This window comes from Microbispora siamensis (assembly GCF_016863095.1).
Taxonomy (GTDB): domain Bacteria; phylum Actinomycetota; class Actinomycetes; order Streptosporangiales; family Streptosporangiaceae; genus Microbispora; species Microbispora siamensis.
Genome location: NZ_BOOF01000020.1, coordinates 29,525 through 43,928, shown reverse-complemented (window position 1 = coordinate 43,928; position 14,404 = coordinate 29,525). Strand labels below are relative to the sequence as shown.

General features: G+C 71.4%; 17 protein-coding genes. 8 read left to right on the top strand and 9 right to left on the bottom strand.

Features of this window, described 5'->3' with window-relative positions; all coding sequences use genetic code 11:
* Nucleotide 1 precedes the first annotated feature (1 nt).
* Nucleotides 2–2,167: an amylo-alpha-1,6-glucosidase gene (locus Msi02_RS18785; RefSeq protein WP_204049568.1), complete on the bottom strand. Its 2,166-nt coding sequence runs from the start codon at nucleotides 2,165–2,167 to the stop codon at nucleotides 2–4.
* Nucleotides 2,168–2,334: 167 nt separating this feature from the next.
* On the opposite strand from Msi02_RS18785, the gene Msi02_RS18780 reads away from it, so the two are divergent.
* Nucleotides 2,335–2,535, top strand: a complete 201-nt coding sequence (locus Msi02_RS18780) for a hypothetical protein (protein ID WP_079320424.1) — start codon at nucleotides 2,335–2,337, stop codon at nucleotides 2,533–2,535.
* A gap of 65 nt (nucleotides 2,536–2,600) precedes the next feature.
* On the opposite strand, the gene Msi02_RS18775 is transcribed toward Msi02_RS18780, so the two are convergent.
* From Msi02_RS18775 to Msi02_RS18760, 4 genes are all read right to left on the bottom strand, one after another.
* A complete protein-coding gene (locus Msi02_RS18775) occupies nucleotides 2,601–3,350 on the bottom strand; it encodes a hypothetical protein (RefSeq protein WP_204049567.1) in 750 nt (249 codons plus the stop codon).
* A 339-nt stretch (nucleotides 3,351–3,689) separates the two neighbouring features.
* The gene (locus Msi02_RS18770; protein ID WP_204049566.1) at nucleotides 3,690–4,349 is read right to left on the bottom strand and encodes a fasciclin domain-containing protein; all 660 of its coding nucleotides are present in this window, start codon (nucleotides 4,347–4,349) and stop codon (nucleotides 3,690–3,692) included.
* Nucleotides 4,350–4,611: 262 nt separating this feature from the next.
* Nucleotides 4,612–5,250, bottom strand: a complete 639-nt coding sequence (locus Msi02_RS18765) for a hypothetical protein (RefSeq protein ID WP_204049565.1) — start codon at nucleotides 5,248–5,250, stop codon at nucleotides 4,612–4,614.
* A gap of 156 nt (nucleotides 5,251–5,406) precedes the next feature.
* Nucleotides 5,407–5,631: a type II toxin-antitoxin system HicB family antitoxin gene (locus Msi02_RS18760; RefSeq protein ID WP_204049564.1), complete on the bottom strand. Its 225-nt coding sequence runs from the start codon at nucleotides 5,629–5,631 to the stop codon at nucleotides 5,407–5,409.
* 178 nt (nucleotides 5,632–5,809) lie between these two features.
* On the opposite strand from Msi02_RS18760, the gene Msi02_RS18755 reads away from it, so the two are divergent.
* Complete coding sequence (locus Msi02_RS18755) at nucleotides 5,810–6,037, top strand: hypervirulence associated TUDOR domain-containing protein (protein WP_079320418.1); 228 nt, start codon at nucleotides 5,810–5,812, stop codon at nucleotides 6,035–6,037.
* 99 nt (nucleotides 6,038–6,136) lie between these two features.
* On the opposite strand, the gene Msi02_RS18750 is transcribed toward Msi02_RS18755, so the two are convergent.
* Together Msi02_RS18750 and Msi02_RS18745 are read right to left on the bottom strand one after the other, a co-directional pair.
* Complete coding sequence (locus tag Msi02_RS18750; protein ID WP_239108505.1) at nucleotides 6,137–6,676, bottom strand: DUF1062 domain-containing protein; 540 nt, start codon at nucleotides 6,674–6,676, stop codon at nucleotides 6,137–6,139.
* A gap of 448 nt (nucleotides 6,677–7,124) precedes the next feature.
* Nucleotides 7,125–7,304, bottom strand: coding sequence for a DUF4236 domain-containing protein (locus Msi02_RS18745; RefSeq protein ID WP_079320416.1), 180 nt, complete (start codon nucleotides 7,302–7,304; stop codon nucleotides 7,125–7,127).
* A gap of 153 nt (nucleotides 7,305–7,457) precedes the next feature.
* Here Msi02_RS18745 and Msi02_RS18740 point away from each other — a divergent pair, with 153 nt between their 5' ends.
* Nucleotides 7,458–7,865: a four-helix bundle copper-binding protein gene (locus Msi02_RS18740; protein ID WP_079320415.1), complete on the top strand. Its 408-nt coding sequence runs from the start codon at nucleotides 7,458–7,460 to the stop codon at nucleotides 7,863–7,865.
* Nucleotides 7,866–8,000: 135 nt separating this feature from the next.
* Complete coding sequence (locus tag Msi02_RS18735) at nucleotides 8,001–8,504, top strand: MarR family winged helix-turn-helix transcriptional regulator (protein ID WP_204049562.1); 504 nt, start codon at nucleotides 8,001–8,003, stop codon at nucleotides 8,502–8,504.
* 151 nt (nucleotides 8,505–8,655) lie between these two features.
* Here Msi02_RS18735 and Msi02_RS18730 read toward each other — a convergent pair whose 3' ends face one another.
* Nucleotides 8,656–9,246 (bottom strand): hypothetical protein, encoded by a 591-nt coding sequence (locus Msi02_RS18730; protein ID WP_204049561.1) that lies wholly within the window; start codon nucleotides 9,244–9,246, stop codon nucleotides 8,656–8,658.
* Between the two features lie 126 nt (nucleotides 9,247–9,372).
* Entirely contained in the window at nucleotides 9,373–10,821 is a 1,449-nt protein-coding gene (locus Msi02_RS18725) for an amidohydrolase family protein (protein WP_204049560.1), read from the bottom strand.
* Nucleotides 10,822–11,089: 268 nt separating this feature from the next.
* Here Msi02_RS18725 and Msi02_RS18720 point away from each other — a divergent pair, with 268 nt between their 5' ends.
* From Msi02_RS18720 to Msi02_RS18705, 4 genes are read left to right on the top strand one after another with little or no spacing between them, the layout of a single operon-like run.
* Entirely contained in the window at nucleotides 11,090–12,271 is a 1,182-nt protein-coding gene (locus Msi02_RS18720; protein WP_204049559.1) for a CaiB/BaiF CoA transferase family protein, read from the top strand.
* A complete protein-coding gene (locus Msi02_RS18715) occupies nucleotides 12,264–13,109 on the top strand; it encodes a citryl-CoA lyase (RefSeq protein WP_239108504.1) in 846 nt (281 codons plus the stop codon). Before Msi02_RS18720 ends, Msi02_RS18715 begins: the two co-directional genes overlap by 8 nt.
* On the top strand, nucleotides 13,102–13,965 hold the full coding sequence (locus Msi02_RS18710; protein WP_204049558.1) for a DODA-type extradiol aromatic ring-opening family dioxygenase: 864 nt from the start codon (nucleotides 13,102–13,104) through the stop codon (nucleotides 13,963–13,965). Before Msi02_RS18715 ends, Msi02_RS18710 begins: the two co-directional genes overlap by 8 nt.
* Complete coding sequence (locus Msi02_RS18705) at nucleotides 13,962–14,321, top strand: hypothetical protein (protein ID WP_079320408.1); 360 nt, start codon at nucleotides 13,962–13,964, stop codon at nucleotides 14,319–14,321. The genes Msi02_RS18710 and Msi02_RS18705 overlap by 4 nt, the downstream gene beginning before the upstream one ends.
* Nucleotides 14,322–14,404: the final 83 nt, after the last annotated feature.

The window sequence follows — 14,404 nt, the reverse complement described above, 5'->3', positions numbered from 1 at the left end:
CTCAGGGGGAACAGGGCCGGATGCCGGCGCTCGCCGGCGGGCGGGGCTCCGTGATGAGGCGCACCTCCTCGGGCAGGCCGCTCACGTACACCTCGCCGCTGTCCTCCCGGGCCTCCAGATCGACCCGCGCACCGGCGAGCGGAAAGCCGGAGATGCGCAGCTCCCCGAACCCCTTGGGCAGCACCGGCGCGAGCCACACCTTGCCGTACGGCACCCACGGGTCGACGCGCAGCAGGAGCCGCAGGAGCTGGATCGGGGTGGCCGAGGCCCACGCCTGCGGGGAGCACGAGGTCGGGTAGGGCACCGGCACGTCGAACTCCGCCCTGTCGAACCCGCAGAAGAGCTCGGGGAGCCGGTCGCCGAAGGCGCGGGCGGCGTCGAGCAGGCCGGTGGCGACGCGCTGGGCCTCCTCCACGAATCCGTAGCGCATGAGCCCGGCCGCCACGAGCGCGCTGTCGTGCGGCCAGACCGACCCGTTGTGATAGCTCATCGGGTTGTAGGCGCCCATGTCGGAGGCGAGGGTGCGGATGCCGAAGCCGGTGAACATCCGGGGCGACAGCAGGTGCTCGGCCACGGTCCCCGCCTTGTCGCGATCGACGATGCCCGACCACAGGCAGTGGCCCATGTTGGAGGCGAGCGCGTCGATCGGGCGGCCATCGTGGTCGAGCCCGACCGCGAAGTAGCCGCGGTGGGGCAGCCAGAACCGTTCGTTGAACCGGGCGCGCAGTTCGGCGGCCCGTTCCCGGTAGCGCCGCTCGGTCTCGGTGTCGCCCGCCTCCTGGGCGAAGTAGTGGCGGGCGATGCAGGCGGCGTAGACGTACCCCTGCACCTCGGCCAGGGCGATGGGCGGCCGGGCGATCGTGCCGTCGGCGAAGTTGATGCCGTCGAAGGAGTCCTTCCAGCCCTGGTTGAGCAGGCCCTGGTCGGTCTTCCGCTGATACCACAGGAACCCGTCACGCATGCCGTACCGCTCGATCCACTCCAGCGCGGCGTCCGCGTGCGGGAGCAGCCGCTCCACCGCCGCCCGGTGCAGGCCCCAGCGGCGCAGCTCGCCGAGGAGGATGACGAACAGCGGGCTGGAGTCGACCGAGCCGTAGTAGGCGTGCCCGCCGGCCGACGTGTCGTCCTGCCGGGCGCCGTAGCGCAGCTCGTGCATGATCTTCCCGGGCTCCTCCTCGGTCAACGGGTCGATCTTGGTGCCCTGCAGGGCGGCCAGCCGGCCGAGCGTGCCGTGCGCCAGTTCGGGGTCGAGCGGCAGGGCCATCCACGAGGTGAGCAGCGAGTCGCGGCCGAACAGCGTCATGAACCAGGGGGCCCCGGCCGCGACGGTGGGCGGCAGCTCGGGATGCTCGGGGTCGAACAGCCGCAGCGCGCCGAGGTCGTTGTGGGACTGGCGCAGGATTCCCGCCAGAGCGGTGTTGGTCGTCGTCACCTTGGGCAGGCGCTTGTCCCACTCGAACAGCTGTCCCGCCCGCCGGGCCAGCGCGGGCGACAGCCGCTTCTCCGAATACCACGGCGCGGTCTCGACCCCGTCGATGATCGGGTTGGCCTGCAGGCAGGCCCCCCACTCGCCGCGCGGCGGCACCACCACGCGGAAGACGAGCAGGCGCGGGTTGACCACCGGCAGCACCGGGGTGCCGTCGGCTCTGGCGACCACCCGCACCCCCCTGCCCTTGCTGACGGAGAACATCCGCAGCGACCGCTCCTCCGCCGTGGTCGTCACGTCGGCCACCCAGTGCACCCGGTGGGTCTTCACCTCGAACAGGTCGCACACGTCGGAGCCGATGTGCAGGGTCACCATGCAGCCGGCCGGCTCATGGGACATGTTGCGGATGGTGACGTCCTCCGACAGCCCGCCGCCGACGTACCGGTCGCGCACGACCAGCAGCGTGCTCTCCGCCTGCCCCGGCCGCGGCGCCGCCCGGCCGACGAAGGTCGCGTGGTACGGCTCGCCGGTCACCACCTGGAGCTCCTCGATCGGGCCGTCGTCGACGCGCAGTTCCCAGTGGGACAGCAGCCGGGTGTCGGCGTAGTAGATCCCCTGCGCCGCCCCGGGCAGGATGTCGCCGTTGCGGGCCGACACGCAGAACGATCCCCCGGCCACGAGCGTCATGGCGCCTCCACCGATGGCGCTGGGCTGCCCCTCGAACGTCCACCCGCTCGTCATGCCGATCACCCCGGCCCCGGTCCCCTCGGTCCCGACGGTTGCCCCCATACCCGGAGATCGAGCCGGTTTTCGCCGATTTTGCAGTCTTGTGTCCGCATTGGCTCGTCCCCAGGCTCGCCACTGACCCGTTTACCCGCCCATGACCTGGCGTTTCCTACTCTTCCCGCATGCGCAGGTGGGTGAGCTCGGAGGGGCACGAGGTGGACCCGGTCGTCATCGAGGGCCGCCCGCTGCTGCGCGTACGGCACCTCGGCTACCACATCGGCTACTGCGCCTCGGTCGCGGAGGTGGCGGCCCACGTCGATCTCGCCGACCTGGTGGAGGTCGTCGACCTGGGTCACGCCGCCAGGGCCCGCGGACAAGGATGAGGGGTGAGCCGGCCCGGCTCACCCCTCCGTCGTGCCACCGCGTCACCTCACCGCGGCGCGGGCGCTCAGTCCCAGCCCGGCATGTTCCAGAAGTCGTCGGCGGCCGCCTTGGGCTGCGCCTTGACCTGGGCCTTGGGCTTGGCCTTGACGGCGTGCTTCGCCTTGCCCGCCTTCGGCATGCCCCACCCCTGGAGCGGCCGCGCCCAGGCGCCGGCGTCCTCGTCGTCGGCCTGCTTGCTCGGCGGCTTGCCCGCGAAGTCGTTGCCGGACAGCTTGGTGTACGTCGGCTGGTTGGACGTGGGGTGAAGGAAGACGTCCTGCGGCGAGCGCTGGCTGTTGTTCTTGCCGGTGGCGGGCATCGTGAACATGGAGCCCGGCTGCGAGCCGTTCGCCTGGTTCCCGTTCATCTGGCCGCCGGCGGGCCTGCCGCCCACCACCGGGACGCCGGCCAGCGGGTTGCCCCCTGCGGGGCCTCCGGCCGGCTGCGTGCCGGCCTGCCGGCTGTCGGCCGTGCCGCCGCCGGGCGCCTGCCTGCCGGCTGTCGGGCCCTGGGCGCTCTGGCCGTTCGTCGCCGGGCCGTTCGCCCGGTTGTCGGACTCGTCGTCCGCCGGGAAGAACGGGCCGACCTTCGCGCCCTTGTCCAGGATGTCCAGGGCCTTGGACGCGACGAAGTCGGGCTCCTCCGGGTGGTTCATCGCCATGGCGGCGATCTGCTTGCCGGGCGACATCGGCTCCTTGGCGGACAGCGGAGCCGGATCCGCAGGCGCGGGACCGGACAGGAGAGCCGCGGCGAGTACGGCAGTGCAAAGAGGCATGAGAATTTCCCCCGAAAATCCGATGGACGGTACAAGGACGAAGGTAAGCGCACGATGCCGGGCCATCACGGACCCGACGCTCAGTGTCCGGTCAAATAAGAGGATCAGCCGCTTCAGGACATAGGCCCCACGCCGCCCCTGCTCGCCATATGCGGAAACGCCACCAGACGGGATCAAAATGCCTGGTGGCCATAAAAGTCGAAATAGGCCTGAAGAAGACGTACGTGCTTATCGCTGAAGTGCCGGAACCGGGCGACGGGGCGTATCCCCGCGGCGAACAGAACGGGGGTGAGCCGCGAGCGGCTCACCCCCGTGAAGGTGTCTCAGGACGACGGCCGGTTACCTCGGCATGAGGACCTTGTCGACCTGGTAGACAGTGGCGTTGCTCGTCGCGATGTTCCCGCAGGTCACGGCGGCATCGTTGACCTTGAGGCTGGAGTCGGACCCCGAGACGGTGAGCTTGCGGCCCTCGAGGGAGGTCAGCTCGCCGTGCATGTCCGCCGGCGCCTTGCGTCCCTTGACCACGTGGTAGGCCAGCAGTCCCCTGAGCGACTTGCGGTTCGACATCAGCTGGTCGAGCTGGTTCTTCGGAATCTTGTTGAACGCGTCGTTCGTCGGCGCGAACACCGTGATGTCCTGGGCGGAGTTGAGTGTCTCGGCCAGCCCGGCCTTCTTCACCACGCGCGCGAGCGTGGACAGCGACGGGATGTCGGACAACGCGGTGCCGACCGGCACCTTGGCCAGCTCGGCGGGGCTGCCCTTACCCGAGGCCGGCAGCGAGGAGCATCCCGCCCCGACAGGCGAACCGGCGACCGACGGCGACGGGGTCGCGGAGGGGCTCTCGCTCGCCTCGGCGCTGGGGGTCTCGCTGGCCATGTCCGTGGCGGTCTCGTTGGCCGCGACCGGAGCCGCGGGGTTGCCGCCGCCCTGGCTACCGCACGCCGCGGACATCGAAAGCGCCGCGGTCAGGGCGGCAAGGGCGAGCAGACGGGTATTCATGATCGTGCTTCCTTAGTCGTGGAAAGGTCGTTGCTGGGTGGCGGGTCAGGTGCGTGATGAGACACGGAACGGACGCACCGATCGGTCCTGGGACCGGACGCGGTGCCGGGCGTGCCACCCGCACGACCGCCCGCGCCTTTTCGACCCCTGCGGACGGCGACACCGGAAGAGCCCGCCACACCGGCTCAGGACCGGTGTGGCGGGCCGTTCAGACGGGCCGGTCACACGGGCCTCTTCCATCAGGCCGTCTGGGGCGGGCCCATCAGTCGCGCGGCCGCTGATGCTGGCGTGGCCGGGCGATCGTCTTGTGGCGTGCCGTCTTCTGCGGCGCCGCCTTCTGCTCCGCCCTTGACGCCGGGTAGGTCCTGGTCGACTGGACCCCCTGCATCGGGCCGAAGGTGAACGGCCGCGGCGCCTGCCCGGACTCGCCGGAAGCGAAGACGGGCTGGATGAAGACGTCGCGTGTCTTGGGATCGATCACCGGAACGTACCTGGTCTCGGACTCCGTCCCGGCCGGCCTGTCGCCCGCTCCGTCGCTCGCCGTGCCGCCCGCCGTCGCGGCGGGCCGTCCGGCGGTGTCCGTGCCCGGCCTGGTGGACGCGCCTGAGGCGCCGGGGCCGCTCGCCCCGGACGGCGATTCGGGAGCGGCGGTGCTGTCGTCGCGCCTGCCGTCCGTCCCGCTGGGAGCCATCCATGGCGGCGCCTGGGGGAGGGCGAACGGAAACTCCCCGGCCTGCGGCGCCATGCCGGGCAGCGACGCGAGTTGCGGCCGGCCCGTGGACGACGGCGCGGCGTTGTTGCTGTTCGTGGCGGCCCTCGTCCCGGGCGGGGCCGGGTCCGGCGGCACGGCGGCCGGCCCGGAGAGCAGGGCGGCGGCCAGTACGGCTGTACAGAGAGGCATGAGACTCCCCCGAGGTCATGGATGGTACGAGCACGACGGTAAGCGCCGTGCCGGGGAGTGATCACGCATCCGACGACCAATGTCCGGTCAAGCATGATGATCGGGAGCTTCACCCGCAAAGATCCCATCGCGCCCGCAAGCGGCCTCGGTGCGGGCTCAGTCCGGCAAGCTGACCTCGATCGGCACCACGATCGGCGGGTGCGCGGGCGGGTGCGGCGCGGGCCGGCGCTCGAAGTAGCGCTCCAGTGCGCGCCGCAGCCGGTCGAGCGCCTCGTCGACCGTGTGTCCCTCGCAGGCCACCTCGACCTGGACGCACCGCGCGCAGTACAGGCCACCGTCCTCGGGAGTGACGGTCGCGGTCAGCCGCACGGTCCGTCCCATGCTCCCACCGTGCGCGGCAACGGACCGGGGTAATCCCGGCGCGCGGGCAACAGTGCGGAGATCCCCCACCGGGCCGGCTCCGGCTCGTACGCGCTTCGTCCCGGAATTTTGCCTGATAGGGAGGTGTGCCGATGTCCCGCCGGGGGGACGGCGCGTTTCCCCGGGTAGGGCGGTGCGCATGGGCGAGAAGGACAAGAAGGAAGAGCCGTCGGTGGGCGACGAGGTCACCTGGAAGAGCCACGGCGGCGAGGCGGTCGGCAAGGTCGAGAAGAAGATCACCGAGCGCACGGAGGAGGCGGGCCGCACCGTGGCCGCCTCACCCGAGGACCCGCAGTTCCTCGTGCGCAGCGACAAGAGCGGCGGGACGGCGGTGCACAAGCCGTCGGCCCTGCATCCGAAGGAGTGACGTGACCGCCGGCACCGCCCAGGGGCGACTCCGGACCGCCGGAGCCGCCCGTGGGCGAGGCGTGTTTCGCACGGATGCTTCGCAGGGATCGGCGCGCCGCTAGTCCCCGGGCATCACGGTGAAGGTGAATCCGGCGCTCGTCGGGCGGCGCAACGGAACGTCGCACTTGACCCGGCGCAGCACCTCGTTCCTGCTGAGGCCGAGCCCCTGCGCGATGAGCCGCTCCGGGCGCACCGGCACCGGATCCTCGAAGACGACCTCCAGCTGGACCGGCCACTCCTCGTCGAGCCATGCCGACGGGGTGTCCAGCCGCCAGGCCCCCTTCCAGTCCAGAGTGAAGCGGTTGCGCCGGGCGAGCAGCGGGTCCAGCAGCCTGGACGCCACCAGCTCCGGGTCGTTGGCGTGGTAGCCGTCGAGCTCAGCCGCATCGAAGGAGCCGGCCGGCGCTCGCTCGTGCACGGTGAGCTTGCTCGTCCGGCCGCAGGACACGCAGCGGACCAGCAGCCAGACGTCCAGCAGCTTTCCGTTGGCGTTGACGCGGAACCTGCCCTCGCCGGTGGTGGCCGACTCCGACCGGCAGTCGACGCACCGCAGCGACAGCAGAGGCAGCCTGGTCCGGCGGACGACCCAGGGCAGCACAGTATGAGGTTGTGAAGACATGATCTCTCTAGACCTGACACGAGGCCGATCGCGCGGCCTCAAACGCCGTATGACCGGGCGCACACGGGCAGCCCGGCAGTGCCGGCGGCAGGGCCGGCGTGAAGGTGAGCGGAAGAAGGTGTCAGGTCTAAAGAGCAGGCGGGGTCACGCGCGTTTGTCCTCTGTCCTCACTGCGACGGGGCCGCAGGAACCATACGGGAACCCGGAAGGAAGGCTCAAAGGGTTTTCCGCCGGCGCGCCACAGGTCATCGAACGCCTGGCCAGGCCCCCTCGCCATCGGCGCCAGGTCCTTCCGCGCCGGAGTCCTGCCGTACTCCGGCCGCCCCAGCGGGGGGCCGCGACCCGCCGAAGCAGGGCACTTCGAGCGAGGGCGGAAGCGCGGGCGCGCTCAAGGGGTCGCGCCCGCCGTGCCGGCCGTCTCCCGCCGCTAGTCGAGCGTCTTCTTCCAGTGGAAGCCGCCGGGCAGGTTCACGGTGAGGGTGCGCCGGCCGTCCGCCGTCTTGGTGACGCGGAAGGCGCGTCCGCCGAAGCTGTGCCCGACGCCGCCGCGCGAGAGGTTGAGCCTGAACGGTCCCATCTTGATCGATTTTCGGTAGCTCCAGCCCATGGTCCCTCCATGATTTCCGTGCCCCTGCGACTACCCGGGAAGACGATCAGCACACCGGCCGGCCGGATCAGCTCCGTTTACGACCGTGCCACTGGGTATGGCCCGAGAGCCTCCTCACGGAGACGTCTGTACGAGACCGGAAGGAGCGATGCCATGGGACACGCCGGAGTGATGCTGGAGACCTATCCCGCCGACCTCGGCGGCGTGGACAGACAGGCGCTCGCCAACTGCATCGAGGCCTGCTTCGACTGCGCCCAGACCTGTACGGCCTGCGCCGACGCCTGCCTGAGCGAGCACGCGGTGGCGGAACTCGTCCGCTGCATCCGCACCAACCTCGACTGCGCCGACATCTGCGCGACCACGGGCCGGGTGCTGTCGCGGCACACGGGCTACGACGCGAACCTGACGCGGGCCCAACTCGAGGCGTGCGCGCAGGCGTGCCGCAGTTGCGGCGACGAGTGCGGCCTGCACGCCCACGTGCACGAGCACTGCCGGGTCTGCGCAGAGGCGTGCCGGCGCTGCGCCCAGGCCTGCAACGAGTTGCTGGCCTCGCTCGGGTGAGCGCGGCCACCCCGTGGCACCCCCGTGGCACCCCCTGTGGGTCTCCTTGTGGCGCGGCATCGCCCGCGCCGGCCGTACGCATGATTGCCGGTGCGATGACATGGCCGCGAGAGGGACCGTGTAAAAACGGTGCCTGTGACAAAGGAAGCGGACGAGGAGCCGACCGGCGACGACCTGGAGGCCGTCACCACCGCCGTGCTCACCGCCTCGCGCGTGCTCGTCTCGATATCGGCGCGATCCCTCGCCGCCGCCGAGGACAGGGTGACCCTGCCGCAGTTCCGCATGTTGCTGGTGGTCGGCCAGGGCGAGACCAAGCTGGTGACGCTGGCGGACAAGCTCGGCGTGAATCCGTCGACCGCCATGCGCATGGCGGGCCGCCTCGCCGTCGCCGGACTGCTGAAGCGTGAGGTGAATCCGCAGAACCGGCGGGAGACGCTGCTGCGGCTGACCGACAACGGACGGCGGATCGTGGACGAGGTCACCGCCCGGCGCAAGGAGGAGATCGCCGCGATCCTCACGCGGATGCCGGCGTCCCGGCGGCAGGCCCTCATCATCGCCATGCGGGAGTTCAACGACGCCGCGGGCGAACCGCCCGCCCGCATCGCCTTCCCGCTCGGCTGGCCCGGCCCGTCCTCCTGATCCCCGCCTCACCCGGCTTCTCACCGCGCACACGGCGGCGACGGCCCTGCCCCGGCAGGCGGGCGGGCCCTCACCTCACGTAAGAGTGCGGAGCCCGCGCGCCCTCGTGGGCCCTTGCAGTCCGGCAGGCGGTGCGGATTCAGCAGCGGATTCAGCAGCCGGATGCGGCGCAGGCGCCGGGGATGAGCCCGGGGGCTCCGTCGGCGCCCGACGGCACCTCACCCTGGTCCTGGCCGCCGCCGCCCTTCGAGGCGCCGCCCGTCTTGCCCGACGAGCCGGTCCCGGCCCGGCCCGCACCGGAGCTCTTCCCCCCGGAGGAGGAGCCGCCGCCCGAGGAGCCGGAGGCGGTGTCCGCGCCGCCCCCGCCGGGCGCCTGCGCTCCGCCGGAGCCGTCCCCGCCGGACCCGATCGCGCCCTGATCCGCCGCGTCCTGATTCTCTGAGCCCTGGTCCGCCGGGCCCTCCGCGTCCTGTCCGCCCTCCGCGGCGGAACCGGCGGCGTCGTCCTGGGCGGGGGCCGCCGACTGCCGCGCGCCGCCCGCGGCGGGCGGGTCCGCGGGGCCCGAGCCGCCGCGGAGCGCGAAGCCCGCTCCCCCGGCGGCCAGCACGGCCACCAGGGCCGCGGCGGCGATGACGACGGGCTTCCTGTTCCTGGTCGTGCGGGGCGGCTCCTCCTGACTGGAGAGGATCTCCTGCGGGAACCGATCATCCTGGCTCGTCTGTGACGGGACGCGCCCTTGCATGTGAGACAACTCCCAGCGGTCGTTTCGGGGGAAACCTCCACGGCTTCCGCGGGTGGCTGACCACCCTAACCCCACTGGTGAGCAAATTTCACATAGACGGCTAAACAATCATGAATCTCCGAGGGATCAACGGCTGTGCGTCGCGGCACTGTGGTAGTCGGTGTACGTGTAGGGGTTGTCGAGGATCTTCGTCTCGGGGATGTCGGGGTTCATCCCCTTCTGCCATGCCTCCTCGCCCAGCGTCGAGCGCAGGTACTCGACCGTCCGCTCCACCTCGCGGCGGGCCGCGGCGAGGTCCACGCCCACCAGGCGGTGCTCGTGCTTCACCACGCGGCCGTTCACGAGGACCGTGTGCACGTCGCCGCGCTGCGCCTGGAACGCGACGTGCCCGTACGGGTTGAGCAGCGGGAACGACACGGGCGACGCGTCGTTCTTGATGAGCACGATGTCGGCCTTCTTGCCCGCTTCGATGCTGCCGAGGTCGTCGGTCCGGCCGATGGCGCGGGCCCCGCCGCGCGTCGCCCAGTCCACCACCTGGTCGGCGCGCAGGCTGCAGTGGGTGACCGTCTCCCCCGTGGCGTGCGCCTCCATGTGCTCCCGCGAACGGTCGGCGCCGAGCGTGGTGCGCATCGCCGAGAACAGGTCGCCGCTCCACCAGACGCTGGTGTCCATCGACAGCGAGACCGGGATGTCGTGCGCGCGGATGGCCCAGGTGGGCGGGTAGCCCTGGCCCGCGCTCTGCTCGCTCTCCGTGGAGACCGAGATCGAACCGCCGGTGGCGGCGATGCGGTGGTAGGAGTCGGCCGACAGCGAGGCGGCGTGGACGTAGACCGTCTCGGGCGTCATGAAGCCGTTCTCGTACATGAGACGGATGCCGTCGTCGCTGGTCGCGCCCCACACGCCCGCGTGGGTCGTGACGGGGACGCCGAGGTCGCGGGCCACCTCGAAGGCCGGCTTCTCGGGGAAGGCCGGGTCGCCGGTGACGTCGAAGGCGATCTGGAAGCCCAGCATGTCGTCGCCCGTGATACGGCGCCGGACGAAGTCGCGGAACTCCGGCGCACCGGTCCACTCGGCGGGCGGCGCCTGGATGTTGCCATAGGCCAGCACGAACCGGCCGGGCACCGCCTGCAGCGCGTCCACGGCCGCGTCGGCGTGGTCCACGGTCCGCAGCCCGTGTGACCAGTCCACGACCGTGGTGACGCCGGCGTCGATCGCCTCGATCGCGGCCAGCAGGTTGCCGGCGTGCACGTCCTCGGGCCGCCACAGCTTGCCGTACTCCAGGTAGTACCAGACGAAGTACTGCGTCAGCGTCCAGTCGGCGCCGTAGCCGCGCATCGCCGTCTGCCACATGTGCCGGTGAGTGTCGATCATACCGGGCATGACGATGCCGTCGGTGGCGTCGACGACCACGGCGCCGTCCGGCGCGGGCAGGTCCGGCCCCACCTCCGCGATCCGGTCGCCGACGACGAGGACGTCGGTGCGGGGCAGCACGCTGTGCCCGTCGTCCATCGGCAGCACCGTGCCGCCGCGCAGCAGCACGGGCCGGTCCGGCCCGAAATCGGTCGGCTCGTTCATCGTCGAACTCCTCACCTTCCCACTGGCCGGGTCCCACTGGCCGAGCGCGTCCCACTATCTCCGAACAGTTGTCCGCTATACGGTCAGCGCTGCTTCCGCTGTTACTTTCGCGAGCACCGCCCCTGCTGTCAACCATGGGTTTCCCGCATCGTCCTGCGACGAAGAGCCGGTCGGGCATTTGACGAAGGGGCCGCCTGTGCCAGAATCGGCGTCACGGACTCATGTCCGTTCAGCGGACACTGCCGCGACAGCAAGGAGGGGGAGCCGGATGACAGACGACACCGCGCCCGAGCGGGGAGGCGGGCCGCTGTCGGGCGTGCTGGTGGCCGACTTCTCGCGGGTCCTGGCCGGGCCGTACGCCACGATGCTGCTGGCCGACATGGGCGCCGAGGTCGTCAAGGTCGAAGGGCCCAAGGGAGACGACACCCGCACCTGGATGCCGCCGGTGCGCGGCGACGTGTCGACGTACTACCTGGGGGTCAACCGCGGCAAGCGGTCGATCGCGCTCGACCTGCGGGACTCCGGCGACGCGAAGGTGGCCCGTGAGCTGGCCCGCCGCGCCGACGTGCTGGTAGAGAACTTCAAGCCCGGCGGGCTGGCCAAGTACGGCCTCGACTACGCCTCGGTGAGCGCGGCCAACCCCGGCGTGGTGTACGCCTCGATCAGCGGGTTCGGCTCCGGCGCGGGCCGCGACGTGCCCGGCTACGACCTCATGGTGCAGGCCATGTCGGGGCTGATGAGCCTCACCGGCGACCCCGAGGGGCCGCCGTACCGCGCGGGGATCTCGGTCTTCGACGTCATGGCGGGCAACCACGCCGCCATCGGCATCCTCGCCGCGCTGCGGCACCGCGACGCCACCGGGCAGGGCCAGCACGTCGAGGTCAACCTGCTGTCCTCGGCGCTGACCGGCCTGGTCAACCACAGCTCCGCGTACGTCGCCGGCGGCGTCGTCCCCTACCGCATGGGCAACGCCCATCCGAGCGTGTTCCCGTACGAGCCGCTGCCCACGGCCGACAACGACATCATCGTCGCGGCGGGCAACGACGGCCAGTTCCGCAAGCTGTGCGAGGTGCTCGGCATCCCGGAGATCGCCGACGACCCGCGCTTCGCGCGCAACGCGGACAGGACCGCGCGCCGTGAGGAACTGCGGCCCATCCTGGTCGGACGGCTGGCCACGCGCGGCGCGCTCGAGTGGTTCGAACTGCTGGTCGCGGCGGGAGTGCCGTGCGGCCCGATCAACACCATCGACGGCGGGTTCGCCATGGCCGAGCGCTTCGGGCTCGACCCGATCGTGGAGGTGGGCGAGGGCGACCGCGCGGTCCCGACCACCCGCCACCCGATCCGGTTCTCCGCGACCCCCGCCGCCTACCGGCTGCCGCCGCCGGAGCTGGACGAGCACGGGGACGAGCTGCGCGAATGGCTGATGCGGGAGGAGAAGGACGATGTCTGACCGGCCCGAGATGATCGAGCGGCCGTCGTATCCCACGGCCTTGGGGGCGTCCTCACTGAAGTCGATCACCCTGCTCGGCTGCGACCTCGCCGAGGACGTGATGGGGAAGGTCGGGTTCGGCGAGCTCGCGTTCTGGCTCGCCGCCCAGCGGCGGCCCACGCCGGGTGAGACCCGGGTGTTCGAGGCCGTGCTCGCCGCGCTGGCCGACCACGGGTTCACCCCGACCGCGATCGTCACCCGGCTGACGTACCTGTCCGCGCCCGACTCGATCCAGGGCGCGCTCGCGGCCGGGCTGCTCGGCGGCGGGTCGCGCTTCCTCGGCGTGACCGAGGACTGCGGCCGGTTCCTGCACGAGGTGCTGGCGGCCCACGAGGGGCCACTGCCGTCCGACGACGCCGGCTGGGACGCGCTCGCCCTGGAGACCGTACGGGCCCGGCGGCAGGCGCGGCGGTTCATCCCCGGCCTCGGCCACCACGTGCACAAGGAGGGCGACCCCCGCACGCCCCGGCTGCTGGCGATCGCCGCCGAGGAGAACCTGTTCGGGCCGCACCTGTCGCTGTTCGCCGCGATCGGCCGCGTGCATCCCGAGGTGCTGGGCAGGAAGCTGCCGCTCAACGGCGCGGGCGTGTGCGGCGCGGCGCTCGCCGACCTCGGCCTGCCGCTCGAGCTGCTGCGCGGCTTCGCCCTGCTCGCCCGTACGGCGGGCCTGATCGGGCAGCTCGCCGAGGAGCTGCGCCGCCCGGTGGCCAACGAGATCTTCCTGTCGGTGGACCTCAACAACCGGTCCGTCGACCCCGAGCCCTACGCCCCTGACGCCACTGGAGGTTCGCATGGCTGAACTGGTCGCGGTGATCGCGTCCACCCATCATCCGTTCTACTACCGCGCCAGCACCGCCACCGGCGAGGACCGCCCGCCGTTCGCCGACGAGTGGGTGCGCAAGGTCGAGGCGTTCCGGGAGACACTGACCAAGGCGCGGCCCGACGTGCTGGTCATGGTCGGATCCGACCACTTCCACCAGCTCTGGCTCGACAACATGCCGCAGTTCCTCGTCGGCAAGGCGCCCTTCTACGACGCGAACTGGTACAACGAGGAACGCGAGTTCGGCCTGCCCCGCATGTTCTTCACCGGCCAGGAGGACCTGTCGGCGTACATCCTGCGGGAGGGCCTGGACGCCGGCTTCGACCTGGCCTTCTCCAACGAGCTGCGGATCGACCACTCGATCACCTGCCCGATCATCACGCTGCGCCCGCAGAACGACCTGCCGATCGTGCCGGTCTACACCAACATCTTCGCCCCGCCGCTGCCGCAGCCGAAGAGGTTCGTACAGCTCGGCCGTACGATCCGCGAGCTGGTGGAGTCGTGGCCGGCGGACAAGCGGGTGGCGGTGATCGGCACCGGGCACCTGTCGCTTGAGCTCGGCGGGCCGCGCCAGTTCGGCCCGCACGGGCCCGATCCCGAGTTCGACCGCAAGGCGGTCGAGTGGATCTCCTCCGGCGACATCGAGGGCTGCCTGTCGGAGGTCACCCTCGACAGCCTCCACCTGCCCGGCAACGCCACCCACGGCTTCATGGACTTCATGCTGATGATGGGCGTGGCCGGCGAGGGCGCCAAGGCCGACTACGTCGACACCTACGACCTGTTCCACACCATGGAGGCCTACTTCACCTGGTATCCCAACGGAGGCGTGGCGTGAGCAAGTACCTGCTGAACAAGTTCCTGTTCACCGTCGACCGCGATCCGGAACTGGTCGAGCGCTACCGCGAGGACCCCCGCGGCACGGTGGAGTGGTGGGAGGCCGACTACGCCAACCGGCTGCTGAGCTGTCACGGCGGGGAGGCCTCGACCTGGCTGCGCTTCGAGGACGCCGAGCGCGAGGCCCTGGCCGGCCACGACTACCCGAGGCTGTTCGAGCTGGGCGCGCACCCGTTCCTCACGCTCACGCTGTTCATCGCGATGTTCGAGCGCGACCACGAGCCGATGGGCTTCCAGACCGAGTACGCCCGGCGGCTGGCCCACATGACGATGCCGTACCCCGACATCGCGACGTGATCGGACCCGCCCGCCGCCCGGGGCGGGCCGGACGGCGAGGCGCCGGGCACGCCGTGCGGGGCGTGCCCGGCGCCTCGCCGTCC

Coding starts and splice junctions, on each gene's coding strand:
- Msi02_RS18715 (WP_239108504.1), top strand. CDS start 12,264: ATGTCTGACCGGCCCGAGATGATCGAGCGGCCGTCGTATCCCACGGCC.
- Msi02_RS18765 (WP_204049565.1), bottom strand. CDS start 5,250: ATGCCTCTCTGTACAGCCGTACTGGCCGCCGCCCTGCTCTCCGGGCCG.
- Msi02_RS18745 (WP_079320416.1), bottom strand. CDS start 7,304: ATGGGCTGGAGCTACCGAAAATCGATCAAGATGGGACCGTTCAGGCTC.
- Msi02_RS18710 (WP_204049558.1), top strand. CDS start 13,102: ATGGCTGAACTGGTCGCGGTGATCGCGTCCACCCATCATCCGTTCTAC.
- Msi02_RS18760 (WP_204049564.1), bottom strand. CDS start 5,631: ATGGGACGGACCGTGCGGCTGACCGCGACCGTCACTCCCGAGGACGGT.
- Msi02_RS18775 (WP_204049567.1), bottom strand. CDS start 3,350: ATGCCTCTTTGCACTGCCGTACTCGCCGCGGCTCTCCTGTCCGGTCCC.
- Msi02_RS18730 (WP_204049561.1), bottom strand. CDS start 9,246: ATGCAAGGGCGCGTCCCGTCACAGACGAGCCAGGATGATCGGTTCCCG.
- Msi02_RS18755 (WP_079320418.1), top strand. CDS start 5,810: ATGGGCGAGAAGGACAAGAAGGAAGAGCCGTCGGTGGGCGACGAGGTC.
- Msi02_RS18740 (WP_079320415.1), top strand. CDS start 7,458: ATGGGACACGCCGGAGTGATGCTGGAGACCTATCCCGCCGACCTCGGC.
- Msi02_RS18780 (WP_079320424.1), top strand. CDS start 2,335: ATGCGCAGGTGGGTGAGCTCGGAGGGGCACGAGGTGGACCCGGTCGTC.
- Msi02_RS18720 (WP_204049559.1), top strand. CDS start 11,090: ATGACAGACGACACCGCGCCCGAGCGGGGAGGCGGGCCGCTGTCGGGC.
- Msi02_RS18725 (WP_204049560.1), bottom strand. CDS start 10,821: ATGAACGAGCCGACCGATTTCGGGCCGGACCGGCCCGTGCTGCTGCGC.
- Msi02_RS18770 (WP_204049566.1), bottom strand. CDS start 4,349: ATGAATACCCGTCTGCTCGCCCTTGCCGCCCTGACCGCGGCGCTTTCG.
- Msi02_RS18785 (WP_204049568.1), bottom strand. CDS start 2,167: ATGACGAGCGGGTGGACGTTCGAGGGGCAGCCCAGCGCCATCGGTGGA.